Below are 25,082 nucleotides of genomic sequence, written 5' to 3'. Positions count from 1 at the left end.
GTGTGTTATCCGGCAATACGCAACGAACGACTTACTTGAGCACGGCCAGTGCGGCGTCGTAGTTCGGCTCCTGACCGATCTCTGGCACCAGTTCGCTGTGCAGGACGTTGTCGTTTTCGTCCAGCACAACGACAGCGCGGGTGGTCAGGCCAACCATCGGGCCGTCAGCGATTGCCACACCGTAGGCTTGCATGAAGTCAGCGCCCCGCATGGTGGACAGGTTTTTAACGTTTTCCAGGCCTTCGGCGCCGCAGAAACGCGCCTGCGCGAAAGGCAGGTCGGCCGAGATGCACAGCACCACAGCGTTGTTCAGGTCATTTGCCTGAGCGTTGAACTTGCGCACCGAGGTGGCGCAGGTCGGCGTGTCGACGCTTGGGAAGATGTTCAGCACTTTGCGCTTGCCGGCAAAGGTTTCCAGGGTCACGTCAGACAGATCGCCACCGACCAGTTTGAAAGCAGGCGCCTTGCTGCCGACCTTTGGCAGTTCGCCGCTGATCTGAACCGGGGAGCCTCTACGAGTCACTTGAGCCATGAGCTGAGTCCTTATTTTGAGGTTGCGGGAAAGACAGGAAGTTAACCACGATTCGGCCTGACGACCTACTGGCAGGCATCACTTTGTTGTCGTTGATGCCTTCGCCCTTTAAAAATCCCGTTTATAGAAAATATCCAGCGAACTGGCGACACCGCTCGCCGCCTCCACGTACACCTTCTTGCTCAACAGGTAACGCAGGGCGATCGTATTCGCCGGTTCGAACACCCCTACCCCGTACCGCAAGCTGAGTTTGTCGGTGATCTTGCCGCTGGCAACCACCGCGGTGGTGTCGCCGCTGCCGGAGGTGTCCAGATCGAAGTCTTTGATCCCGAGATCGGAGGCCAGTTTACCCGCTGTCGACGAACTGCCGGCCAACCCAAGGGCCAGCGCGGCCTGAGCCATCATGTTGTTGTCTTCGCCATTGGTGGCCAACGGGCGGCCGAGCACCAGATAGGACAACGCTTGTTCCTGGCTCATCGCAGGCTCGGAAAATACCGTGGTCGTTGGCTGTTCGGCGCTGCCACTCAGGCGAATACCGGCAATCACGTCATCGGTCTGGCGGATCGCTTCGATGTCCAGGTACGGTTGATCCACCGGCCCCGCGAACAACAGCCTTGCTTTGCGAATGGTCAGGCGCTGGCCATAGGCGCGATAACGGCCATCATTGAGGTTCAGTTCGCCGCGGGTGTCCAGGTTGTCACCAATGTGCACGTGCCCCGCAAGGTTGGCCGTCAGACCAAAACCGGTGAAGCTCAACTTCTCCTGACCGACTTCGACGTTGATGTCCATGGCGATCGCCATCGGCGGTTTGCCCGCTTCGGTCTGCGCACCAACGATCACCGTGTCATCGGACACTTTGACAGTGGACGGCGGCAGTTGGCGCACGGTGATCTCGCCTTTGGGGATCAGTACCTTGCCTGACACCGCCAGCCGGTCACCCTGCAGGCTGATCTTCAGGTCAGGTGTCGCTTCGAGCTTGGCGTAGGGCTCGACGGTGATCGGCAGACGCGAACCCTGCAGGTTGACATCCACGTCCAGCGCGTCAGCCCAGGCGATGTGCCCGCCAAGGCTGCCTTGACCTGCCGCACCGCTGCGCCAGTTGCCCTTCAGCTGAACGTTTTCGCCCGCGATCAAGGCTTGCACGTTGAGTTTTTCAAGGGTGATCGGCAATTCCGGCCCGGACACCTCGCCGTCACTCAGCACCACATTGCCGTTGACCTGCGGCGCCAACAGGCCACCCGAGATGCGTCCGCTGCCGTTCAGCTTGCCGTTGAGCTTTTCAACCATTGTGACGAAGGGCCGCGCCACGGACACATCCAGCCCCGTCAGATTGAACTCGCCATTGACTGGTTTGTTCTTCGCAACGGGATCAATGCTCAAGCGTGCCAGCAGGTCACCCAGCTTGCCCCCCCGAAAATCCACCGTCGTGTCGACTTTCTTGGGTGTCAGGCTGCTCGTAAGCCTGAGCGTCTGATAAGGAAAATCCAGCCACTGGTTTTTTTCTTTGACGCGCAACGTGCCGCCACTGGCGTCGATCACCACCTGACCGTTGGGCCCGGACGCCGGCAGGTCCAGTTGGACATCGGCGTTCAAGGCACCTTTCCACGCAAAGTCCTTGGGCAACCACTGCGCCAGACTGTCCAGCGGGAACTGTTTGAGGTGATAGCGCAAGCGCGGATCAGGCATCAGGCGCTGATCTTCGCCACAGAGGCTGGCAGGGCCCGACAGCCAGCAATGCGCACCAAAATTGATTTTGCCGTCAGCCAGACGCTCAAGTTTCGCCGGTTGCTGGAGCTTCCAGTCCTGCCCGCCCGTTTGCACATCACCACTGGCAAGGCGACCCCGCCAATTGCCTTTGTCGAGCGTGCCGTCCAGCCCCAGCGCCAGCTTGAGCAATGGCCCTTGCAGGTCAAGCTTGACCTGTTGACGCTTGATGTCGCCCTGGCCGTTCACAACGAGCGTGCCCAGTGCGGTGTCACCCACCTGAATGCCACTGGTTTTCACATCGAGGGTCGCGCGTTGCGCAGCGTCCAGCTTCGCCGACAGGTTCAGGCTTTGCAGCTTGTTATCCTCGTACGCCAGTTGCGTACCTTGCAAACCCAGTTGGCCCTGCGGCGCCTGTAGCGTGCCAGCCAGATCGACCCGGCCCTTGACCTGCCCCTGCAGCCGCGGCCAGAGCTGACCGAGACGCGGCAGGTTCAGGTCCAGTTTCGCGCTCAGCTTCTGTTGCAGGCTACCGGTGCCCTGAATACGGTTGTCACCCAGGCGAATGTCCAACGCGCTGACGTTCCACCTGTCCCCTGCTCCGTCCGCCTTGGCCTGCATCACCGCAGGCTGCCCGCGCAGGCGCCCTTTGAGGTCAAGGTCGGCATTCAGATTCAGCCGCTCATCCTTGAAGGATCCCTTGCTGCGCAGCGGACCCGCCAGGGATCCCGGCAGCTCCGCCACCCAGAACGAAGGGTCGATGGCGCTCAAATCGAGAGCCGTGTCCCAGGCGACTCCGTCGGCGAACTGCACGTCAAGGTGACCACTGGCCTTGCCTTGCCCCGCCACCAATTCAAGCTGCGGCAGGAAAATCTGCTGTAGATCACCGCTGAACGGACTTTTCAGGCTGAAAGGACCCGCCGGGCCTTTGAAGTCACCGACGAAGTTGCCCAGGTACTTGCCGTCGGTGTAGGAAATCTCGCCATTAAAGGTATGAACACTGACTTGTGGCTCGTCGATCACCGGATACAGGCGGTGCCAGGGGAAATCCAGCCAGTCGACCTTCGCGTCTGCACTCAAGCCCTTCTGCCAATCCAGCGATCCGCTGAGCTTCAGCCGCTGCTCGTCACTGGCAGTCAGGTCCAGGGTATTGATTTGCGCACCTTTGGCATCGACCCGTCCCTGCAACGCCAGCGTCACCGGCCCCTGCTCGGCAGGCAGGCTCGCATTGCCGACAATGGCGTACCCCTGCGCCAGATCACCCTTGGCGTTGAGCGTCACCTGGTTGAGTTGCAGCGTATCGGGCAAATCTTTGCTGGCTTTGAAACCGTCACTGGTGATCGCCACGTCCGCCGGCAGATTCTCCACCAGCGGTTGCAATTGCCCCACCAGCTTCGCCTCGATGTAGCCGCTCGTCTGGGCGTTCACATTGAGCGTTTTGAGCAGGTCGCCGGCCACATTCAACGCCAACGACAGTGGCTGACCACTGACAGCAGGCAGCTTGACCTGGCCTTGTGCAGTCAGCGGCCAGTCACCCACGGGTTTCAGCAACCCCGTGAGGTCCAGCACGATGTCGTCGCGCTGCGCGTGCATGGAATCGATCTTCAGACCGTCTGCCGTCCAATGGGCGGCGAGCTGGACGTCGCGCACCTGCTCGGTGCCGTCCAGGTGCAGGCTGCCGATTTGAACCTCGCCCAGTTCGATGGCCATCGGCAACTTGAGCGCAGGCAGCGTAATCGGGCCGCCGCTGCCTTCATCGGGGGAAGGTGCAAAGTGCAGGCGGATATCCGCTGTCTTCAGGGTGTCGATGCACAAGGTCATTCGCATCAGACACGACGGCGACCAGTCGAACGCCGGCGCGTCGACCTCGACCTTGCTCTCGCCTTGCTGCCAGACCAGCGAGTCGGCCTGCCACGCGCCACCCAGGTGGCCGGAGAAATGCTGGACCTGCAAGCCCGGCACCCACGTCAACACCCAACGACTTCCGGCTTGTGTCCCAAGCAACAGCCCCAATGCGCTCACGACCAGAACCATCAGGGTCAGAACACTTGCCACGAAAATAAGTGAAACACGCTTCAACAGTGCCGCCTTTGTCACAGTTCAGGCCCCATCGAGAAATGCAGGCGAATGCCGCCGTCATCATCCAGCGCGTGCGCGAGATCCAGACGCAGCGGTCCTACCGGTGAAACCCAACGAATACCGATACCGACACCGGTTTTGAGGCTCGGTAAATCCAGCGAGTTGAACGAGTTGCCCTGGTCGACAAAGGCCGCAATGCGCCACTTTTCAGCGATGGAGTACTGGTATTCGGCACTGCCGGCAATCATGTAGCGGCCGCCGATCTTGTCGCCGTCGGAGTTTTCCGGGGACAGTGACTGATAGTCGTAACCCCGAACGCTCTGGTCGCCACCGGCAAAGAATCGCAACGAAGGCGGAATGGACTTGTAACCGTTGGTGGCTGTACCGCCCACTTGTACGCGGCCCAAAAATCGGTGGTTCTGCGCAACCGTGGTCAGCCCTTTGATCAGTGCCGTGCCGTGCAGCACGTTGGCGTCCGAGCCCAGGCCTTCCTTCGCCACCTCGGTTTCGAACTGCAGACGGTAACCGTTGTGCGGGTCAATCCGGTTATCGCTGCGCAGATAGGAATAGCTGATGCCGGGCATCAACAACGTGCTCAATCCCTCATCGTTGCCCAGACGGTACTCTTCACGCTGCCATTTGAGGGAAATGACCCGTTCCCAGCCGCTGGGCAATTTGCTGTGCCACTCAGGACCTACCGTCAGCAGTTTGCTGAGGCTGTCGGTGTCGGCGATTTCTTCGTATTGATAGCCGCCCGCGAACCGCAGTTTATCGGTCAGCGGCGGGTCCAGCGGGATGTCATAAAACAGGCCGACGTTCTGGCGTGGCGCCGACAATTCGGATTCGAAGCCGTAGCTGTGGCCCTGCGCATTGGCCCAGTGACGTGTCCAGTTGGTTTTTACCCGAGGCCCGACGTCAGTCGAATAGCCCACACCCAGCCCCAGGGTGCGAGGCTTGCGGGTCTGCAACTGGACATCGACCGGGATCACCCGACCTTGTGCATCGGTGGGTGAAGCATCGACACGAACGCCTTCGAAGTATCCGCTCGATTGCATGGCCTGGTTGAGCTCGGCGATCAACTCGGAATCGTACGGCGTGTCCTCCTTGAAGGGCACCATGCGTTTGAGCAGGTCTTCATCGAACGGCGCATCACCGCTGAACGTCACTTTACCCAGCGAGAACCGGGGTCCGCTGTCGTAAACCAGCTCGATGTCGGCAACACCCGCCCGCGGGTCAACGGACAGGCGTTGAACCACAAATCGCCCCTTGAAAAAACCGTAACGGGCGGCCTGATTCTGGATCAGACGCTTGGCGTCTTCGTAACGACCATGGTTGAGCACGGCCCCCGACCTGAGCGCTTCGCTCTTGGGCACTTTGAAGGCCTTGAGCTGACGCGCGTCGCCTTCGATCCGAACCGTGACGTTACGCAAGTGCACCGGCTCGCCGGGCTCTACCGTGAGAACAAGGTGCAGGTCCTTATCGGTCCGCTTGACCTCGGTGTCGATCTGCGCCTGGTAATAACCCAGCGCCTGGGCCGCTTTCTGCGCCTGCTCGACAGCGCCCACGCTGAACCGCTCGAGCGCCTGTTCATCACGCTCGCCGAGGCTGCCCACGTACCCTTCAATGTTGGATTTGAGCTCGGAATTGGACGGTTTGATCCGCACATCCAGCTGAGCATCGGCGAACGCCGCACAGCTGGAAAACATCAGGATAAAACCACTGGTGAATCGACCGGGAAACTTCATAGGCGCGGATGCTAACACGAGCGGCGGGTGCTTCTGGAACCCGCAGGGGTGAACAAAAGATCCGCGGTCAAACCATGGAACCCATTGAAACCTGAGGACTTGGGTGAAAAAAGACGTGCTCTCGGATGGGTCCTACAGCCACCTCTCCAATCTCCTCATAACCCTGTCGTTTATAGAACTCCAGATAATGCTCATTGCCGGTGTCCAGCACGATGCCTTTTGAATGATCGTCCACGGCGCACCAGTCGTGCAGCGCTTGCAGCAACTGCTCACCGTAGTGTTTGCCCTGAAAATCGGGATGGATGCCCAGCAGCGGAAGGACGTGGACTTGATCGGAAGGCAGGCACGCCAATACGGCCTGGTAATACTCCAGATACCGTTGGGTACAACGAAGTCCGGTGCTCATCACCATGCGCAACCGCCACGCCCAGCTTTCGGTAATGCCCAAACGCCGTTGCGGCGGCGCGATAAGGGCAACGCCCACCAGCCGGTCCTCGACAAACAGCCCAAGCGCCGGCATGTCTTGCAGGAAGTGCTGCTTCACTAGTTCGCGAACCGTTGCGCGTACTCGATGCTCATAACCGGACCGGCCCGACTCGAACAAATAGCCGAAGCTCGGCTCATGCCGATACGCCTGGTACAGCAACGACCGAGCTTCGCGGGAGTAACCGCTGTCCAGTTGACGGATGTCGGCCGGTGCATTCGCTGAATCAGGCATGTGATCGTGTCCCTTTCGATAACCCGACTCGTTCGGACGGGTTGATGGTGTCAAGCGTTCGAGTGGCGGGCCTTGACGACAGTTCCGATGAGTTTCCCAAGCATTTCCCACAGCGTAGCAGCCGGTCGATGACCGAGATTGCCCTTGAGGCTGGCCGTTGGCAGGAAGGTCGGCTAGCATCGCGGTTTGTTTTTGCCAGGACTGCCGTCTATGAAAATTGTGTCTTTCAACATCAACGGCCTGCGCGCCCGCCCGCATCAATTGGCGGCGCTGATTGAAAAACACCAGCCTGACGTCATCGGCCTTCAGGAAACCAAGGTCTCGGACGAACAGTTCCCGCAGGCTGAAATCGAAGCGCTGGGCTATCACGTGCACTTCCACGGGCAGAAAGGTCACTACGGCGTTGCCCTGCTCTCTCGCCAGGCACCACTTTCGCTGCACAAAGGCTTTGACAGCGACGACGAAGAGGCTCAGCGGCGGTTTATCTGGGGCACCTTTGCCGACCGCAATGGCCTGCCGGTCACGATCATGAACGGCTACTTCCCGCAAGGCGAAAGTCGTGACCACCCCACCAAATTCCCGGCCAAAACCAAGTTCTACGCCGACCTTCAGCAACTGTTGGAAACCCGGTTCTCCAACGACCAGCCGTTGGTGATCATGGGCGACGTCAACATTTCGCCGGAAGACAGCGACATCGGCATCGGTCCGGACAACGCCAAGCGCTGGCTGAAAACCGGCAAGTGCAGCTTCCTTCCGGAAGAGCGCGAGTGGATGGCCAAACTCAAGAACTGGGGGCTGGTGGACAGCTTCCGTCATCTGTACCCGGAAGTGGTTGATCAGTTCAGCTGGTTCGATTACCGCAGCCGCGGCTTCGAAGACCAGCCCAAACGCGGCCTGCGCATCGACCTGATCCTGACCTCCCATGGTCTGCAGCCACGCATCCTCGCTGCGGGCGTGGATTACGATCTGCGCGGGATGGAAAAGCCCTCGGATCACGCGCCGATCTGGCTTGAATTGAGCTGATCCACGGCGGCTGCGCTGCCGCCAGCTGCCATTGTGAACAGCCACTGACGAACCCCTGTGGCTGTCACATCGCCGTCATGCATCTGTCTTATTCTCCGGCATCTCTCGCCCATAAGAAGATGCCGCACATGCAGCGCACTCGCTTTTTTTACACGCCATCGCGGTCTGCCTGCTGCCAGCGCTTGTGCTCCACGCGCGCGCGTCCACCCTGCCCGTCCCTGCAGATGGCACGCCCGCGCTGCGCATTCAGGGCTCCAACACCATCGGCGCGCAACTGGGCCCTGCGTTGGTCATCGGGCTGCTCAACCAGCAAGGCGCGCAGGCCATCCAGCAGCAACCCGGGATCAGACCCAACGAATCGCGGATTGTCGGCCAACTGCCTTCAGGCCAGGCGGTCGCTATTGATATCGCTGCTCATGGCTCAAGCACGGGATTCACCGCTCTCAAAAACGGTCAGGCGGACCTCGCCGCTTCCTCACGTCCCATCAAGGACGCTGAATTCAACGAGCTGTCCGGCCTCGGCGATCTGCGCAGTCATGATGCCGAACAGGTGATCGCCATCGACGGCGTTGCGGTCATACTGCACCCGGCCAATCCGTTGCGCGAACTGAGCACTGCGCAACTGGCGAAAGTCTTCTCCGGCGAGATTCATGACTGGGAGCAACTGGGCAGCACCGGCGGCCCCATCCATGTGTACGCCCGAGACCAGCAATCCGGCACCTTCGATACCTTCAATGAGCTGATACTGGCGAAATTCGGTAAGACACTGGCGCGTGACACCCGGCGTTTCGAATTCAGCGAAGCGCTGTCCGACGAGGTCAGTCATGACCGGCAAGGGATCGGCTTTATCGGCCTGCCTTATGTCCGGCAGGCCAAGGTGGTGGCGATCAGCGACGGGACGTCGAAGCCCATGCTGCCCAGCATCAGTCTGATCGCGACCGAGGACTACCCGTTGTCACGCCGGTTGTATTTCTACCTGCCGCCCGACGCCAGGCAGCGATGGGCCAAAGCGCTGGTGCGTTTCGCTCAAAGTCCGCAGGGGCAGTCCATCGTCGCGCAGAACGGTTTTGTCGCGCAGACTGTGCAGGCGGTGAAAGTACGGGCCACTTCGGAAATGCCCGCGGAGTACCAGAATTTGACCCGTGAAGCGGAACGGCTGTCGGTTAATTTCCGCTTCGCGCAGGGCAGCGCGACCCTCGACAACAAGGCTCGCCTGGACCTGAAACGGGTCGCCGACTACCTGAAAGTCCACGACCTGCTCAACCAGAAGGTCACGCTGGTCGGGTTTGGCGACGCGAAGAGCGACCCGGTACGGGCCCAGTTGCTCTCCAGACTCAGGGCCATGGCAGTGCGCCGGGAGTTGCTGAAAAGCGGCGTGATTCTGCGCGATGTGCGCGGTTTCGGCGACGAAATGCCCGTCGCTGCGAATGACGCCGATGAAGGCCGGATCAAGAACCGCCGCGTTGAGGTGTGGGTCGAGTGAACCGATCCTGAGGCAGGATGCCTGGATCACCACGCAAGCCGATGCTTGCGCAGGTTCCATGGAGAGGATCGGGTGCACCGCAGCCTTGGCGAACAGGCTGCTGGTGCTCAAGTGCTCCCTGGGTCATCGAGTCTGAACACTCAGCGCTGCTCGCTGCGCATCATCTCTTTGGGCACGTACTTGCCCACTTCGTATTTGCCGATGGCTGCGCGGTGCACTTCATCCGGGCCGTCGGCCAATCGCAGGGTGCGCTGCATCGCGTACATGTAGGCCAGCGGGAAATCGCCGGAAACCCCTGCTCCGCCGTGGATCTGGATCGCCCGATCGATGACCCGCAACGCCACGTTCGGCGCGACCACCTTGATCTGCGCGATTTCGCTTTTGGCCACCTTATTGCCGACCGTGTCCATCATGTACGCCGCTTTCAGCGTCAGCAGGCGTGCCATGTCGATTTCCATGCGCGAGTCGGCAATTTTGTCGATGTTACCGCCCAGGCGCGCCAAAGGTCGGCCGAACGCAGTGCGCTGTACCGAACGCTTGCACATCAGCTCCAGCGCACGCTCCGCCATCCCGATCGAACGCATGCAGTGGTGGATACGGCCAGGGCCAAGACGCCCTTGCGCGATCTCGAAACCACGGCCTTCGCCCAGGAGTACGTTTTCGTAGGGCACGCGTACGTTATCGAACAGCACTTCAGCGTGACCGTGAGGGGCATCGTCGTAGCCAAATACCGGCAGCGGCCGCACGATCTTAACGCCGGGCGCGTCGGTCGGCACCAGGATCATTGAGTGCTGTTGGTGACGCGGTCCGTCAGGGTTGCTCAAGCCCATGAAGATCATGATTTTGCAGCGCGGGTCACAGGCGCCTGACGTCCACCATTTGCGGCCATTGATGACCCACTCATCGCCGTCGCGCACCGCACGGGCAGCCATGTTGGTGGCGTCCGATGAGGCGACGTCCGGCTCGGTCATCGCGAAGGCAGAACGGATTTCGCCGCGCAGCAAAGGCTCCAGCCATTGCTGCTTCTGCGCTTCGCTGGCATAGCGCACCAACACTTCCATGTTGCCGGTATCGGGCGCCGAACAGTTGAACGGCTCCGGCCCTAACAAGGAGCGGCCCATGATTTCCGCCAGCGGCGCGTATTCGAGGTTGGTCAGGCCGGCGCCGAGCTCCGATTCGGGCAGAAACAGGTTCCACAACCCCTCGGCTTTGGCCCGCGCCTTGAGTTCCTCCATGATCGCCGTCGGCTGCCAACGATCCCCCTCTGCCACCTGCCGCTCAAACACGGGTTCGGCCGGGTACACGTAAGCATCCATGAACGCGGTCACGCGCTCGCGCAGTTCCTGGACCTTGGGGGAGTAAGCGAAATCCATGGGCAGCTACCTTCTGATGAGGTGGTTTCAAGTCATGGCACGATGCTAGAACAGGCCTTTCCATTTATCTAACCTATTCTCGGCGTGTATTAACATTCATAACCGATATATGATCAGGCCAGTTCCTGAACGACAGTACCAAGTCGGGCCGGACAACAGCCCTAATAACAAAAGCAGCGTGAGGCGCACAGCAATGAACCTGAGCAAGGTCGATCTCAATCTCTTTATTGTGTTTGACGCCATCTACACGGAAGCCAACCTGACCCGCGCCGGTCAGATCGTCGGCATCACCCAACCTGCGGTCTCCAACGCGCTGGCCCGTCTGCGGGAAACCTTCAACGACCCGCTGTTTGTCCGCACGGCTCAAGGCATGGTGCCCACGCCGATGGCGCAGAACATCATCGGCCCGGTGCGTAACGCACTCTCGCTGTTGCGCGTCTCGGTGCAGGAGAGTCGGATTTTCAACCCGCTCCAGGCCAACAAGAACTACCGCATCAGCATGACCGACCTGACCGAGGCCATTATTTTGCCCGCGCTGTTTCAACGGCTTCGCCGACTGGCGCCGGCAGTGACCATCGAAAGCTTCCTGTCCAAACGCAGGGAAACCACTAAAGAGCTGGCCGCTGGGCGGCTTGATTTTGCCGTGGACGCGCCGCTCAACACCGACCCTCAAGTGCGGCACGTGAAGTTGATGGAAGACAACTACGTGTGCGCCATGCGCCGGGGCCATCCGCTCGCCAACAAAGCCGCCATCAGCCTGGACGACTATTTGTCAGTGGCCCACATTCATATCTCCAGCCGCCGCAGCGGCTTGGGTTATGTGGACCTGGCGCTGGGGAAAATGGGCATTCAACGCAAAATCGCCCTGCGCTCGCAGCATTACCTGATGGCTTCACAAGTGCTGCAGCAGACCGACATGGTCATGACCGTTCCGGAACGCTTCGCGCGCCGCAACGACCTGCATTTCGTGTACCTGCCTGTCAACGATGTCCCCACCGTGGAGACCCACCTGTATTGGCATGAAAGCACCGACCAGGATCCAGCCAATCGCTGGATGCGCGAGCAGATCATTGAGCTCTGCCAACTGGTCACCGCTCAAGAACGCAAACTTGAGAAAGAACTTGAAGCGGCGGTTAAGTAATACAGATCAATAGGTTGTAACCCGTCATTAAGGCCGATTCGAGAAGATTGACGGTGGGAATTGCCTGGCTCGCGAATGCGTCGGATCAGTGAGGTCAACGTTCCAGACCTGACGCCTGCGCCAGCCAGTCGGCTCCTGCAGATCGAAGCGCGTCGCTCAGGCCAGCTTGACGTTTACGTCAAGGTCGCCGTACGTTAGCTCGACGCCTTCTCGCACGAGCCTTTTCATGACGAATCCGACTTACAGTATTTCCGACCTCGCACGCGAGCTGGACATCACCACGCGCACCATCCGCTTTTACGAAGAGCAAGGCATGCTGTGTCCTGAGCGTCGCGGCCTGGAGCGTGTCTATTCGGCCCGGGACAAAGTCACCCTCAAGCTGATCCTGCGCGGCAAGCGCATCGGCTTTTCCTTGGCTGAGTGCCGGGACTTGATCGGCCTTTACGACCCGACCGGTGATAACCAGAAACAACTCACCACGATGCTTACGAAGATTGCAGAGCGCCGCGCGCAGCTCGATCAACAGTTGCTGGACATCGAGCAAATGCAACTGGAGCTCGATACGGCTGAAGAGCGTTGCAAGGCTGCGCTGAGCAAATCCCTTTGATGACAGTGTGTTAAACGCTGTTTCTAGAAACTCGTTGATACAGGAATGCCTGCCATGTCCCTCCCCCAACGCGTACGCCTGGTAGAAGTCGGCCCACGAGACGGCCTGCAGAACGAAGCCCGCCCGATTGACGTTGCCGATAAAATCCGCCTGGTGGATGACTTGACCCACGCTGGCTTGGGTTACATCGAGGTCGGCAGCTTCGTCTCCCCCAAATGGGTGCCGCAAATGGCAGGTTCGGCAGAAGTGTTCGCCGGCATCCAGCGTAAGAAGGGTGTCACCTACGCGGCACTCGCGCCGAACCTTCGCGGTTTTGAAGACGCCTTGACCGCCGGGGTCAAGGAGGTCGCGGTGTTCGCCGCCGCTTCAGAATCGTTTTCCCAACGCAATATCAATTGCTCGATCAGCGAGAGCCTTGACCGGTTCCTGCCGATCATGGAGGCCGCTCGCCTGCACGGCATCCAGGTGCGCGGGTATGTCTCCTGTGTGCTGGGTTGCCCGTATGAAGGCGCGGTGTCGCCCAAACAGGTGGCGGCAGTGGCCAATGAACTGTTCGCCATGGGCTGTTACGAAGTGTCACTCGGCGACACCATCGGCACGGGCACGCCTGGCGCGACGCGCGAATTGTTCAATGAGGTGGCTGGCCAGATACCGCGCAGCAAACTGGCCGGGCACTTCCACGACACCTACGGCCAGGCGTTGGCCAATATCTATGCGGGCCTGCTGGAAGGCATCCAGGTCTTCGACAGCTCGGTCGCCGGGCTGGGTGGCTGCCCTTATGCCAAAGGCGCGACGGGCAATGTCGCCACTGAAGATGTGCTCTACATGCTGATGGGCCTGGGCATCGACACCGGCGTGGATCTGGACGCGTTGATTGCCGCCGGGCAACGCATCAGCGATGTGCTCGGCCGGGCCAACGGCTCGCGAGTGGCAAAAGCACGTTTGTCGGGCTAATGTGCGACAACTTGTCACACAGTGTTACCCTCACCGGCATTGAGACACAGAAAACGGGTAACACGGAAACACCGAGTCACGATTTTCATGACCCCTTGTTTTCAAGCTTTTCTGCGAAGCCCCGTTTTTCGGGGGCCTGCGCAAGATTCGAAAAAGTTGGCATGGCTTCTGCTATGTCTTACGTACAACAAAAATAACAAATAGCAGCAAACCAATAAAAACAAGACGTAACGGCTCTGACATAACAAGAACAACACGGACAGAGGCGTAGCTAACTGATTTTTTTGGAGTGGATCGCTTTGTGAGGCTTGTCCTCTCGACCGTACAGAGAACAATAAAACTACCTTCAGGTAGCGACCGAACGGGTTGAATCGCAAGATCGAAGCAGTATCAGCGCTCAAAAAAATACGTTTGCTCTTGACCCCGTATGGGGGTCGCTCAAAAAAGCAAAAAAGGTCTGGCCACCAAAAACAACAACAGGCCGCCTAAAAACAAAAAAGAGCATGCAACTGAACTTGGAGGGGAGCCTAGGCTCCCCTTCGTGCTGTCTGGCGTTTGAAAAACGCCCTGCCCCCTATCTCGCTAAAGCTCCTACTGAAACCTGAAGCCCGTCATCAGCCGCGTTGACATCGGCCTACCCAGAGGTTTACGTTAACGTAAAGGTGATACTGAATATTGCTATCTGACAGCCCCTCCAAAGACAGCCCCTCCAAAAACAATAAGGGAACGCAGGCTCATGAATTACCCCACGCTCAATTTCGGCCACGGCGAGACGCTGGACACGCTGCGCGATCAGGTGCAGGCATTCGTTGCCGCAGAACTCTCGCCTCGCGCCGCCCAGATCGACAAAGACAACCTGTTCCCGGCCGACATGTGGCGCAAGTTCGGAGACATGGGCCTGCTCGGCATCACCGTCGATGAACAGTACGGCGGCGCCGGACTGGGTTACCTGGCTCACGTCATTGCCATGGAAGAAATCAGCCGCGGCTCTGCGTCCGTCGCTCTTTCCTACGGCGCGCATTCGAATCTGTGCGTCAATCAGATCAATCGCAACGGCAATTCCGAACAGAAGGCCCGTTATCTTCCCAAGCTGATCAGCGGCGAACACATCGGCGCGCTCGCAATGAGCGAGCCCAACGCCGGTTCTGATGTGGTGTCGATGAAGCTGCGTGCCGACAAACGCGGCGATCGCTTCGTGCTCAACGGCAGCAAGACCTGGATCACCAACGGTCCGGACGCCAGCACGTACGTGATCTACGCCAAGACCGACCTTGAGAAAGGTGCGCATGGCATCAGCGCCTTCATCGTCGAGCGCGACTGGAAAGGTTTCTCTCGCAGCAACAAGTTCGACAAATTGGGCATGCGCGGCTCGAACACCTGCGAGCTGTTCTTCGACGACGTAGAAGTACCGGAAGAAAACCTGCTGGGTGCACTGAACGGTGGCGTCAAAGTGCTCATGAGCGGACTGGATTACGAGCGCGTCGTGCTCTCCGGCGGCCCGACAGGGATCATGCAGGCGTGCATGGATGTGGTGCTGCCTTACATCCATGACCGCAAACAGTTTGGCCAGAGCATCGGCGAGTTCCAGTTGATTCAAGGCAAGGTCGCCGATATGTACACCCAACTCAACGCCAGCCGCGCGTACCTGTACGCCGTGGCCCAGGCGTGTGAACGCGGGGAAACCACGCGCAAGGACGCTGCCGGGGTGATTCTCTACAGCGCGGAGCGCGCCACACAGATGGCGCTGGACACGATTCAGATCCTCGGGGGGAACGGCTACATCAACGAATTCCCCGCCGGTCGCCTGCTGCGTGACGCCAAGCTGTACGAAATCGGCGCCGGGACCAGCGAGATCCGTCGAATGCTGATCGGTCGCGAATTGTTCAACGAAACCCGCTGACAGCGCCGGAGGCAGCATGGCAATCCTGCACACCCGCATCAATCCGCGCTCGGCAGAGTTTTCCGCTAACCGCACGAGCCTGCAAAAACAGGTCGACGACTTGCGCCAGTTGCTGGCGCAGGTCCACGAAGGCGGTGGCGCCAAAGCGCAAGAGCGTCATACCTCACGGGGCAAGCTGTTGCCCCGCGACCGCATCGACCGACTGCTGGACACCGGCTCGGCGTTTCTTGAGATCAGCCAACTGGCCGCGTACGACGTCTACGGCGAAGAGGTGCCTTGCGCAGGCGTGATCGCTGGCATCGGCCGTGTCGAAGGCGTCGAGTGCATGATCATCGCCAACGACGCGACGGTCAAAGGCGGCTCGTACTACCCGCTGACCGTCAAAAAACACCTGCGAGCACAGTCCATCGCCCAGCAGAACCGTTTGCCGTGCATCTACCTGGTCGATTCCGGTGGCGCCAACCTGCCCCGCCAGGACGAAGTGTTTCCGGACCGAGAGCATTTCGGCCGCATCTTCTTCAATCAGGCCAACATGAGCGCCCAGGGAATCCCGCAGATCGCGGTGGTCATGGGCTCCTGTACCGCCGGCGGCGCGTACGTACCCGCCATGGCCGATGAAGCCATCATGGTTCGCCAACAGGCGACCATCTTTCTGGCGGGACCACCGCTGGTGAAAGCGGCCACCGGCGAAGTGGTGAGCGCCGAGGACCTAGGCGGTGCCGACGTGCACTGCAAGGTCTCCGGCGTCGCGGATCACTATGCCGACAGCGATGAACACGCGCTGGAACTGGCGCGCCGCAGCATCGCTCACCTCAACTGGCGCAAACAGGGTGACCTGCAACGGCAAACGCCACTGGCGCCGCTGTATGCCGGTGACGAACTGTACGGCGTGATTTCCGCCGATCCCAAACAGCCATTCGACGTGCGTGAAGTGATCGCCAGACTGGTCGACGGCTCGGTGTTCGATGAGTTCAAGGCCCTGTTCGGCACCACGCTGGTCTGTGGTTTCGCACACTTGAATGGCTACCCGATCGCGATTCTTGCCAACAACGGCATTCTGTTCGCCGAAGCGGCGCAGAAAGGCGCGCACTTCATCGAACTGGCCTGCCAACGCGGCATTCCCCTGCTCTTCCTGCAGAACATCACCGGATTCATGGTCGGCCAGAAATACGAAGCGGGCGGCATCGCCAAGCACGGGGCCAAGCTGGTCACGGCAGTAGCGTGCGCCAGGGTCCCCAAGTTCACCGTCATCATCGGCGGCAGCTTCGGCGCCGGGAACTACGGCATGTGCGGTCGTGCCTACGACCCGCGTTTCCTGTGGATGTGGCCCAACGCGCGGATCGGCGTCATGGGTGGCGAACAGGCCGCGGGCGTCCTGGTGCAGGTCAAGCGAGAGCAGGCGCAGCGCAGTGGCCAGACGTTCAGCGCCGAGCAGGAAGCCGAGTTGAAACAACCGATTCTTGACCAGTACGAACATCAGGGACACCCCTACTACTCCAGCGCCCGACTGTGGGACGACGGCGTGATCGATCCGGCGCAAACCCGCGAGATTCTGGCCCTGGCGATCAGCGCTGCACTCAACGCACCCATCGAGGCCACACGCTTCGGCGTGTTCCGCATGTGACGGAGGATGACGCCTTCCATGAACGTCAATGATTTCGACACGCTGGAACTTGAATTCGACCCCCGGGGTTTCGCCACGCTGTGGCTCAATCGGCCGGAAAAGAACAATGCCTTTAACGCGCAGATGATTCGCGAGCTGATCATCGCGCTCGAGCGGGTGCAGGGTGATGCCAGCGTGCGCTTCCTGGTGCTGCGGGCGCGGGGCAAACACTTCAGCGCCGGGGCTGACCTTGCCTGGATGCAGGAATCCGCCAACCTGGACTACAACACCAACCTGGGGGACGCCCGCGAACTCGGCGAGCTGATGTACAGCCTGGCCAAGTTGAAACTGCCGTCGTTGGCCGTGGTGCAAGGCTCAGCCTATGGTGGGGCCCTGGGCCTGATCAGTTGCTGTGACATGGCAATCGGTGCCGATGATGCCCAGTTTTGCCTGTCGGAAGTGAAAATCGGCCTGGCGCCTGCGGTCATCAGCCCATTCGTGATTCAAGCCATCGGTGAACGCCACGCCCGTCGCTACGCACTCACCGCCGAACGCTTCGACGGTTTGCGCGCGCGCGAGATCGGGCTCCTCGCCGAATCTTATCCTGCGTCAGAACTCGAACAGCAGGTTCAGCGCTGGATCGACAACCTGCTGCTCAACAGCCCACAGGCCATGCGCGTCAGCAAGGACCTGCTTCGCGAAGTCGGTCATGGTGAGCTAACGCCAGCACTGCGCCGTTACTGCGAAAACGCTATCGCCAGAATCAGGGTCAGCCCGGAGGGCCAGGAAGGCCTGCGCGCCTTCCTGCAAAAGCGTGAGCCTGCCTGGCGCGATGACAACAATAAGAACGGAGAGTCACGCTGATGGACGCAAATAAACGCATCGCTTTGACCTCGGTGCTGGTCGCCAATCGGGGTGAAATTGCCTGCCGGATCATGCGCACCGCCAAGGCCATGGGCTTGACCACGGTCGCGGTTCACAGCGAGATCGACCGTCTTGCCCGGCATGTGCGTGAAGCCGACGTTGCCGTGAACCTGGGCGGCAGCAAAGCAGCCGACAGCTACCTGCAGATCGACGCGTTGATTGCGGCAGCCAGAAGCAGCGGCGCGCAAGCGATACACCCCGGTTATGGATTCCTCTCGGAAAACGCAGGGTTTGCGCGCGCTGTCGAGCAGGCCGGCCTGGTGTTTCTGGGACCGCCGGCGTCGGCCATCGATGCCATGGGCAGCAAATCAGCGGCTAAATCGCTGATGGAAGCCGCAGGCGTTCCCCTCGTCCCCGGCTATCACGGCGAAGCACAAGACGCGGCAACCTTCCGCGAAGCGGCCGCACGCATCGGCTACCCCGTGCTGCTCAAAGCCACGGCGGGGGGCGGCGGTAAAGGCATGAAGGTCGTGGAGCGTGACGAAGACCTGGCCGACGCGCTGGCGTCCGCGCAACGAGAAGCACAATCGTCGTTTGGCGACTCGCGCATGCTGGTGGAGAAATATGTACTCCAGCCTCGCCATGTCGAAATCCAGGTGTTTGCCGATCAGCACGGTCACTGCCTGTACCTCAACGAACGGGATTGCTCGATCCAGCGCCGCCACCAAAAGGTGGTCGAAGAAGCGCCTGCGCCGGGACTCAGCCCGGCATTGCGGCGCGCGATGGGGCAAGCCGCCGTGCGGGCCGCGCAGGCCATCGGGTATGTCGGGGCTGGCACGGTGGAATTCCTGCTCGACGCCCGTGGCGAGTTCTTCTTCATGGAGATGAACACCCGTTTGCAGGTCGAGCACCCGGTGACCGAAGCCATCACGGGGCTGGACCTGGTTGCCTGGCAGCTCCGCGTCGCCCAAGGCGAGGCGCTGCCCATGACGCAGGATCAGGTGCCGTTGAATGGACATGCGATCGAGGTGCGCCTGTACGCCGAAGACCCGGCCAACGACTTTCTTCCCGCCACTGGCAGGCTGACGCTGTACCGGGAATCGGCGCCAGGTCCGGGACGCCGTGTGGACAGCGGCGTCAGCGAAGGCGATGACGTATCGCCCTTTTACGACCCGATGCTGGGCAAACTGATTGCCTGGGGCGAGGACCGTGAACAGGCGCGCTTGCGGCTGTTGTCGATGCTTGACGCGTTTGCCGTCGGCGGGGTACGCACCAACCTCGCGTTTCTGCGCCGGATCATTGCGCACCCGGCATTCGCCGACGCTGAACTGGACACCGGCTTCATTCCCCGCTACCAGACCGACCTGTTGCCACCTTCGGAGCCGTTGTCAGCCGAGTTCTGGCAAGCCGCCGCGCTAGCCTGGCACCTCAGCACGCCGGCCAGGGTGCGCCATGACGATCCGGATTCGCCTTGGTCGGGCGCAAGCGGCCTGCGTCTGGGGCTGCCCAGCGCGATGGTCCTGCACCTGAGCTGCGCCGCAGAGGACCGTGTGATTCGCCTGCGGGACGATGACCTGTGCAACGTTCAGTGGCTCGGCGAGCAACTCGTCAGCGAACAGCATGGCCTGCGGCGTCAAACGCGCGCGATCCGTCGCGACGACACGCTGTACCTCAGCTGGCAAGGCGAGCTGCACGCGATCAGACGCTACGATCCCATCGCAGCCGTGGAAGCCAGCCACACCCATCAAGGCGGGCTGACCGCCCCCATGAACGGCAGCATCGTTCGGGTCCTGGTCGAGGTCGGTCAGGCGGTCGAGGCAGGGACACCTCTGGTGGTGCTCGAAGCCATGAAAATGGAACACAGCATCCGTGCGAGCACGGCCGGAACGGTGTCGGCGTTGTACTGCACAGAGGGTGAAATGGTCAGCGAAGGGACGGTGCTGGTGGCGTTGACCGAGGTGACAGCCGTCACTGCCAAGGTGTCTTGAATCCCTTCGGGGATTGCCGCCTGAACACAAAATGCCGGTGGGAGCACAGGTATTGGCTCCCACCGGCATGGATGCTTCATCACCAAAGCAGCGCGGGCAAATGCCCCGCGCCACCCTGATTCCTTATGCCGCGACTTCAAACAGCTTCGGCAACTCCACTTCCCCGCTGATCAGGCTTTGACGCATCCGCGCAGCCTGCAACGCCGCTGCTTTCATCGCGGCCTCCTTGACGTGACCATACCCACGAATACGCTCGGGCAGACGCGCCAGGCTCAACGCCGTGTGGCGATTCCCGGCATTCAAATGCGTCAGAATCAATTCAACGTCGCTCACATAGTGGTCGATCAATTCCCGCTCCTGACGACGCTCCAGGCTGCGACCGAACGGATCAAACGCGGTGCCCCGCAGGAATTTGAACGTCGCCAGCACCTCGAACGCTTTCAACATCCAGGGCCCGAAGCTGCGCTTGCGCGGCGCCCCGCTGTTGGGGTCGCGTTTGGCAAGCCACGACGGTGCCAGATGAAACTCCAGCCGGTAGTCGCCTTCGAATTGCGCCTGCAATTGCCGCGTGAACTCGCCATTGCTGTAAAGCCGTGCGACTTCGTATTCGTCTTTGTAGGCCAACAGTTTGAAGTAATTGAACGCAACGGCTTCGGTCAGCACAGGAGGCTCACCCGGGAACAACCGCGCTTCGGTGTCACGCACCTTGTGGACCAACGCCAGATAGCGCTCCCCATAGGCACGGTTCTGGTAGTCGCCCAAGGTCTTCGCGTGATTGGCCAGGCGCTCGTCCAGACTCAACGCTTCCGGCGCCTGAACCGGCGCAACGTCCGGGTTGGCCGCCGACTGCACTGCGGGCAGATCGAACGCGGCACGACGGCCCCACAGGAACGCCTGCTGGTTCAAATTGACCGCCACACCGTTCAGCTCGATGGCTTTTTCAATGGCCGCAGAGGTCAGCGGAATCAGACCCAGCTGGAACGCATACCCCAGCATGAACAGGTTGCTGGCGATGCTGTCGCCCATCAGTTTGGTGGCCAGATCCGTTGCCTGAACAAAATGGGTTTTCCCTTCACCCACGGCTTCGATGATGGTCTGCATCATGGCGTCGGCCGGGAATTCGGCGTCCGGGTTGCGGGTGAATTCGGCCGTCGGCGTCTGCTGACTGTTGACCACCGCGTAGGACTTGGCGCTGTTGAGTTTGACAATCGCATCAGGCCCCGACGACACCAGCAGATCGCACCCGAGCAACAGATTGGCTTCACCGGCGGCGATACGCACGGCGAACAGGTCTTCCTGCCGCGCCGCGATACGGATATGACTGACCACGGGCCCGAATTTCTGCGCCAGGCCGGCCTGGTCGAGCACGCTGCAGCCCTTGCCTTCCAGGTTAGCCGCGTAACCGAGCATCGCACCCACGGTGGTGACGCCCGTGCCGCCGACACCCGGCAACAGGATGTTGAACGGCTGATCGAGGCTCGGCAGCGTCGGCTCAGGGAGCTCGGCAAACGCCTGCGCCTGCTTGGGCAGTTGTGGCTTGCGCAACTTGCCACCATGGACCGTTACGAAGCTTGGGCAAAAGCCTTCCACGCAGCTGAAATCCTTGTTACATGCGCTCTGATCGATCTCGCGCTTGCGCCCTTCGGCGGTTTCCTTCGGCAGAATCGACAGACAACCCGACTTCGCACCGCAATCGCCACAGCCTTCGCAGACGGCAGGGTTGATGATGGCGCGCTTGTCCAGGTCCAGCATCGTGCCACGCTTGCGACGACGACGTTTCTCGGTCGCGCAGGTCTGGTCGTAAATGATCACCGAAACCCCTTTGAATTCGCGCAACTCCCGCTGCACGCTGTCCAGGTCGCGGCGATGGTGAAAGGTGGTGATCGGCGCGAACTGTTCACGGCTCGGGTATTTGTCCGGATCGTCCGACACCAGCGCAATGCGCTGCACGCCTTCGTTGAACACCTGACGGCTGAGCTGATCGACGCGCAGCACGCCATCGATCGGTTGGCCGCCGGTCATGGCCACGGCGTCGTTGTAGAGAATCTTGTAGGTGATGTTGACCTTGGAAGCCACCGCCGCACGCAGTGCCAGATGCCCCGAATGAAAATAGGTGCCATCGCCCAGGTTCTGGAACACGTGCGGGGTTTCAGTGAACGGCGCCTGACCGATCCAGGTTACGCCCTCACCGCCCATCTGGGTAAAGGTGTCGGTTTCGCGGTCCATCCAGATGGTCATGTAATGGCAGCCAATGCCCGCCAGTGCGCGGCTGCCTTCGGGGACCTTGGTGGAGGTGTTGTGCGGGCAACCCGAGCAGAAATGCGGTGTGCGCTGGGTTTTGAACAACGGCGCGGCCAACGCTTTTTCCTTGTCTTGCAGAAACTGCAGGCGCGCTTCAATTTTTGGGCTGCTGTAGATCGGCGCGAGCCGTTTGGCGATGACACGGGCAATCATCGCCGGAGTCAATTCAGCCAGGTTTGGTAGCAGTGAGCGCCCTTCTTCGTCGAATTCGCCCACCACGCGCGGCCGCTGATCCACGGGCCAGTTGTACAACTGACCGGTCAGTTGGTCTTCGATCACGCTGCGTTTTTCTTCGACAACCAGAATCTCGTCGAGCCCTTCGGCGAAGTCATGCACCGACACCGGCTCCAGCGGCCAGCTCATGCCGACCTTGAGTACCCGAATGCCGACCGAGGCACACAGCGCCTCGTCGATGCCCAACTCTTCCAGTGCCTGACGAACGTCCAGGTAGGACTTGCCCGTGGTAATGATGCCCAGACGCGGCTGCGGCGAATCAATTACCACTTTGTTCAAATGATTGGCGCGGGCGAAGGCGCGGGCTGCATAAATCTTGTAGGTGTTCAGGCGGGCTTCCTGCGCCAGCGGCGGGTCTGGCCAGCGGATGTGCAAACCGTCTTTGGGCAACTGGAAGTCGTCAGGGATACGGGTCTGGATGCGCAGCGGATCAACTTCCACCACGGCAGAAGAATCAACGTTTTCAGCGATGGTTTTCATCGCCACCCAGCACCCGCTGTAGCGTGAAAGCTCCCAGCCGATGATGCCGTAGTCGAGAATCTCCTGAACGTTGCTGGGGTTGAGCACCGGAATCATCGAGGCGATAAACGCATGCTCGCTCTGGTGGGCGATGGTTGACGATTTGCAACCGTGATCGTCGCCCGCGAGGATCAGCACCCCGCCATTTTCCGCCACGCCGGCCGAGTTACCGTGCTTGAACACGTCACCACAGCGGTCGACACCCGGGCCCTTTCCGTACCAGAGCGCGAACACGCCGTCGTACTTGCCATGGGGGAACAGATTGACCTGCTGGCTGCCCCACACCGCAGTGGCGGCCAGTTCTTCGTTGACGCCGGGCTGGAAGTGAATGGCGTTTTGCTGAAGATAATCCTTCGCGTCCCACAGGCTTTTGTCCAGATTCCCCAGCGGCGAGCCGCGGTATCCGGAAATGAACCCTGCGGTGTTCAAACCGCGGGCCTCATCACGTTGCTTTTGCAGCATGGGCAGACGGGTCAACGCCTGGGTTCCGGTCAGGTACAGATTGCCGGTTGCGAGTCGGTATTTATCATCCAGACGAATATCAGCCAAAGACATTCAGGCACTCCTTTGTTTTTATTAGTGCGTTTTGAATGTGGCGAGCAATGGCATCAGCGGCCTTGTGAGCCAAGGGCCAGGTGCTCGGTCGTCGGGACGGTTCAACCCGACGCTCACACGCCAAATACTGCCTGTGCCGCGCAGGCTTTTTCTTTCTAAATTGGCCGAAATCTGCTCATATCCTGCATGCCTGTTTCATTTAAAGAATAAAAAAGGGTCAATTCATGCAGGTCAAACTCAGCCCCATCGATCGCAAAATTCTTCGCCTGCTGCAACATGATGCCGACCTCTCCGCCGCCGAGATTGCCGAGCGGGTGGAGTTGTCGCAGTCGCCGTGCTGGCGCCGGATCAACCGTCTGGAGGAGGAAGGCGTGATCGAGCGCAAGGTCGCCCTGCTCAACCCGGCCAAACTCGGGTTAACGATGACAGTGTTCGTCGACGTGAAATTGTCCGGGCATGGTCGGCGTTATCTGACCGAGTTCGAAGGGGCAATCATCGGTTACCCCGAGGTACTGGAGTGCTACACCATGGCGGGCGACATGGATTTCATGCTCAAGGTGGTGGTGCAGGACATCGCCAGCTACGAGCGTTTTCTGCGCGATCACCTGTTGCAGAGCCCACACGTTCAGGAGGCGCACTCGAACATCGCCATGAGCGTGGTCAAGCGCACAACCGAGTTGCCGATTGACTAGGGAATCGCAGGCGAACAGAAAAACTTCGCGAGAATGCGAAATAACATTTGACGTGCGAATGATAATGATTATTATTGAGCGCAACCGGTCGCGAGACCGGTGGGTAACCCAGAAGCCTTAGGTCGGCTTCCGGATTATCTCCTCATCAGGCTAATCACGGTTTTTGACCCGGCTTTTTGCCGGGTCTTTTTTTCTTGCCCTTGAAGGGTCTGGTTCGGTCGGGTGTTGCGTCTTCAGGCTAATGAAGAGGGTGTCCCGTGTTCGAGACTTGATGATGGCGCGCATCATACCAAAACAGAATGAGCGTAGGGCACGCTGCGCGGTCAAATGTGACACATTTGGTAAAAAACATCGCAAGACCCACTTAATAATTGAGAATGAATCTCACAAGCACTAACATCGAGCGGCATCATGGAGGATGCCCCCACTCCTTCCTCAAAGGACCACACGGATGACTCGCGAGTGAACATGCCATGACGAATCAGCTCACTTCTCTGTTCTCGCTTTCGATGCGCCAACCCGACGAACCTGTCAGCCAGGAAACCGACGGATACTGCCGTCGCATCCAGAAGCTGCCACGCAGAACTCAACAAGTCTTTTTGCTCAGCCGCCTCGACCAGATGAGCTACGCCGATATCGCGCAGTTACTCGAACTCGAGGTCAAGGCCGTCGAACGTTGCATGGTCCGTCTTCTCGACCAATGCAATGAGGGTCTTGTGGACTCGCAGGCGATGGATGCGATCAACCTGCAAGCACACCGCTGGTACGTTCATTTGCAAAGCCCTCAGGCCACGGCAAGTCAGCGTATTGAGTTCCGCCACTGGCTCGACGCCGATGCAAACCACCTCCGCGCATTCCAGGAGACCGAGCGACTCTGGTGTCGCCTCCAAGCCCCGGCAGCCATTCTGGGTGCCAACGGCTGGCACCGTCGCAAACGTCGGGTCTATCTGGGCTGGCTTTTGCTGACGGCTTTTCTGTGCAGCGTGCTGGTGACGGCCGAAGCCTTTACCTGAAGACCTACGCCCGCTGAGCATGGCCCAAAGACAGAACAATCTGTCGCTGTCCGC

At 60.1% G+C, this 25,082-nt stretch carries 17 protein-coding genes; 11 read left to right on the top strand and 6 right to left on the bottom strand.

Features of this window, described 5'->3' with window-relative positions; translation table 11 throughout:
• Positions 1–31: 31 nt before the first annotated feature.
• The 4 genes from tpx to AB4N84_RS24515 all read right to left on the bottom strand — a co-directional run bounded on the left by tpx (position 32) and on the right by AB4N84_RS24515 (position 6,778).
• Positions 32–532, bottom strand: a complete 501-nt coding sequence (gene tpx / locus AB4N84_RS24530; RefSeq protein WP_346831024.1) for a thiol peroxidase — start codon at positions 530–532, stop codon at positions 32–34.
• Between the two features lie 108 nt (positions 533–640).
• A complete protein-coding gene (locus AB4N84_RS24525; RefSeq protein ID WP_460047126.1) occupies positions 641–4,270 on the bottom strand; it encodes a translocation/assembly module TamB domain-containing protein in 3,630 nt (1,209 codons plus the stop codon).
• A 59-nt stretch (positions 4,271–4,329) separates the two neighbouring features.
• Positions 4,330–6,060, bottom strand: a complete 1,731-nt coding sequence (locus tag AB4N84_RS24520; protein ID WP_460043614.1) for an autotransporter assembly complex protein TamA — start codon at positions 6,058–6,060, stop codon at positions 4,330–4,332.
• 67 nt (positions 6,061–6,127) lie between these two features.
• Complete coding sequence (locus tag AB4N84_RS24515) at positions 6,128–6,778, bottom strand: GNAT family N-acetyltransferase (protein ID WP_460043613.1); 651 nt, start codon at positions 6,776–6,778, stop codon at positions 6,128–6,130.
• A 210-nt stretch (positions 6,779–6,988) separates the two neighbouring features.
• Between AB4N84_RS24515 and xthA the strand changes: the two genes are divergently transcribed.
• On the top strand, positions 6,989–7,801 hold the full coding sequence (xthA, locus tag AB4N84_RS24510) for an exodeoxyribonuclease III (protein ID WP_460043612.1): 813 nt from the start codon (positions 6,989–6,991) through the stop codon (positions 7,799–7,801).
• Between the two features lie 157 nt (positions 7,802–7,958).
• Positions 7,959–9,284 (top strand): substrate-binding domain-containing protein, encoded by a 1,326-nt coding sequence (locus tag AB4N84_RS24505; protein WP_460047124.1) that lies wholly within the window; start codon positions 7,959–7,961, stop codon positions 9,282–9,284.
• A 140-nt stretch (positions 9,285–9,424) separates the two neighbouring features.
• Here AB4N84_RS24505 and AB4N84_RS24500 read toward each other — a convergent pair whose 3' ends face one another.
• Complete coding sequence (locus AB4N84_RS24500; RefSeq protein WP_460043611.1) at positions 9,425–10,657, bottom strand: acyl-CoA dehydrogenase; 1,233 nt, start codon at positions 10,655–10,657, stop codon at positions 9,425–9,427.
• A 193-nt stretch (positions 10,658–10,850) separates the two neighbouring features.
• Between AB4N84_RS24500 and AB4N84_RS24495 the strand changes: the two genes are divergently transcribed.
• The 7 genes from AB4N84_RS24495 to AB4N84_RS24465 all read left to right on the top strand — a co-directional run bounded on the left by AB4N84_RS24495 (position 10,851) and on the right by AB4N84_RS24465 (position 19,714).
• Positions 10,851–11,798 (top strand): LysR family transcriptional regulator, encoded by a 948-nt coding sequence (locus tag AB4N84_RS24495; protein WP_074751172.1) that lies wholly within the window; start codon positions 10,851–10,853, stop codon positions 11,796–11,798.
• A 226-nt stretch (positions 11,799–12,024) separates the two neighbouring features.
• A complete protein-coding gene (locus AB4N84_RS24490; RefSeq protein ID WP_074751174.1) occupies positions 12,025–12,405 on the top strand; it encodes a MerR family transcriptional regulator in 381 nt (126 codons plus the stop codon).
• Positions 12,406–12,459: 54 nt separating this feature from the next.
• A complete protein-coding gene (locus AB4N84_RS24485; protein WP_460043610.1) occupies positions 12,460–13,359 on the top strand; it encodes a hydroxymethylglutaryl-CoA lyase in 900 nt (299 codons plus the stop codon).
• Positions 13,360–14,095: 736 nt separating this feature from the next.
• The gene (locus AB4N84_RS24480) at positions 14,096–15,259 is read left to right on the top strand and encodes an isovaleryl-CoA dehydrogenase (RefSeq protein WP_460043609.1); all 1,164 of its coding nucleotides are present in this window, start codon (positions 14,096–14,098) and stop codon (positions 15,257–15,259) included.
• A 16-nt stretch (positions 15,260–15,275) separates the two neighbouring features.
• Entirely contained in the window at positions 15,276–16,883 is a 1,608-nt protein-coding gene (locus AB4N84_RS24475) for a carboxyl transferase domain-containing protein (RefSeq protein ID WP_460043608.1), read from the top strand.
• 18 nt (positions 16,884–16,901) lie between these two features.
• The gene (locus AB4N84_RS24470) at positions 16,902–17,726 is read left to right on the top strand and encodes a gamma-carboxygeranoyl-CoA hydratase (RefSeq protein ID WP_460043607.1); all 825 of its coding nucleotides are present in this window, start codon (positions 16,902–16,904) and stop codon (positions 17,724–17,726) included.
• The gene (locus AB4N84_RS24465; protein WP_460043605.1) at positions 17,726–19,714 is read left to right on the top strand and encodes an acetyl/propionyl/methylcrotonyl-CoA carboxylase subunit alpha; all 1,989 of its coding nucleotides are present in this window, start codon (positions 17,726–17,728) and stop codon (positions 19,712–19,714) included. The genes AB4N84_RS24470 and AB4N84_RS24465 overlap by 1 nt, the downstream gene beginning before the upstream one ends.
• 123 nt (positions 19,715–19,837) lie before the next feature.
• Here AB4N84_RS24465 and AB4N84_RS24460 read toward each other — a convergent pair whose 3' ends face one another.
• Entirely contained in the window at positions 19,838–23,323 is a 3,486-nt protein-coding gene (locus tag AB4N84_RS24460) for an indolepyruvate ferredoxin oxidoreductase family protein (RefSeq protein WP_460043604.1), read from the bottom strand.
• A 224-nt stretch (positions 23,324–23,547) separates the two neighbouring features.
• Here AB4N84_RS24460 and AB4N84_RS24455 point away from each other — a divergent pair, with 224 nt between their 5' ends.
• Positions 23,548–24,015, top strand: a complete 468-nt coding sequence (locus AB4N84_RS24455; RefSeq protein WP_074751186.1) for an Lrp/AsnC family transcriptional regulator — start codon at positions 23,548–23,550, stop codon at positions 24,013–24,015.
• A 473-nt stretch (positions 24,016–24,488) separates the two neighbouring features.
• On the top strand, positions 24,489–25,028 hold the full coding sequence (locus AB4N84_RS24450) for a FecR/PupR family sigma factor regulator (RefSeq protein ID WP_460043603.1): 540 nt from the start codon (positions 24,489–24,491) through the stop codon (positions 25,026–25,028).
• The last annotated feature ends 54 nt before the right edge of the window (positions 25,029–25,082 follow it).

The organism is Pseudomonas sp. S2_H01 (assembly GCF_054668305.1).
This window is presented reverse-complemented; position numbering and strand designations above follow the sequence as displayed.

Coding starts and splice junctions, on each gene's coding strand:
- tpx (WP_346831024.1), bottom strand. CDS start 532: ATGGCTCAAGTGACTCGTAGAGGCTCCCCGGTTCAGATCAGCGGCGAA.
- AB4N84_RS24525 (WP_460047126.1), bottom strand. CDS start 4,270: ATGGTTCTGGTCGTGAGCGCATTGGGGCTGTTGCTTGGGACACAAGCC.
- AB4N84_RS24520 (WP_460043614.1), bottom strand. CDS start 6,060: ATGAAGTTTCCCGGTCGATTCACCAGTGGTTTTATCCTGATGTTTTCC.
- AB4N84_RS24515 (WP_460043613.1), bottom strand. CDS start 6,778: ATGCCTGATTCAGCGAATGCACCGGCCGACATCCGTCAACTGGACAGC.
- xthA (WP_460043612.1), top strand. CDS start 6,989: ATGAAAATTGTGTCTTTCAACATCAACGGCCTGCGCGCCCGCCCGCAT.
- AB4N84_RS24500 (WP_460043611.1), bottom strand. CDS start 10,657: ATGGATTTCGCTTACTCCCCCAAGGTCCAGGAACTGCGCGAGCGCGTG.
- AB4N84_RS24495 (WP_074751172.1), top strand. CDS start 10,851: ATGAACCTGAGCAAGGTCGATCTCAATCTCTTTATTGTGTTTGACGCC.
- AB4N84_RS24490 (WP_074751174.1), top strand. CDS start 12,025: ATGACGAATCCGACTTACAGTATTTCCGACCTCGCACGCGAGCTGGAC.
- AB4N84_RS24485 (WP_460043610.1), top strand. CDS start 12,460: ATGTCCCTCCCCCAACGCGTACGCCTGGTAGAAGTCGGCCCACGAGAC.
- AB4N84_RS24480 (WP_460043609.1), top strand. CDS start 14,096: ATGAATTACCCCACGCTCAATTTCGGCCACGGCGAGACGCTGGACACG.
- AB4N84_RS24475 (WP_460043608.1), top strand. CDS start 15,276: ATGGCAATCCTGCACACCCGCATCAATCCGCGCTCGGCAGAGTTTTCC.
- AB4N84_RS24470 (WP_460043607.1), top strand. CDS start 16,902: ATGAACGTCAATGATTTCGACACGCTGGAACTTGAATTCGACCCCCGG.
- AB4N84_RS24465 (WP_460043605.1), top strand. CDS start 17,726: ATGGACGCAAATAAACGCATCGCTTTGACCTCGGTGCTGGTCGCCAAT.
- AB4N84_RS24460 (WP_460043604.1), bottom strand. CDS start 23,323: ATGTCTTTGGCTGATATTCGTCTGGATGATAAATACCGACTCGCAACC.
- AB4N84_RS24455 (WP_074751186.1), top strand. CDS start 23,548: ATGCAGGTCAAACTCAGCCCCATCGATCGCAAAATTCTTCGCCTGCTG.
- AB4N84_RS24450 (WP_460043603.1), top strand. CDS start 24,489: ATGACGAATCAGCTCACTTCTCTGTTCTCGCTTTCGATGCGCCAACCC.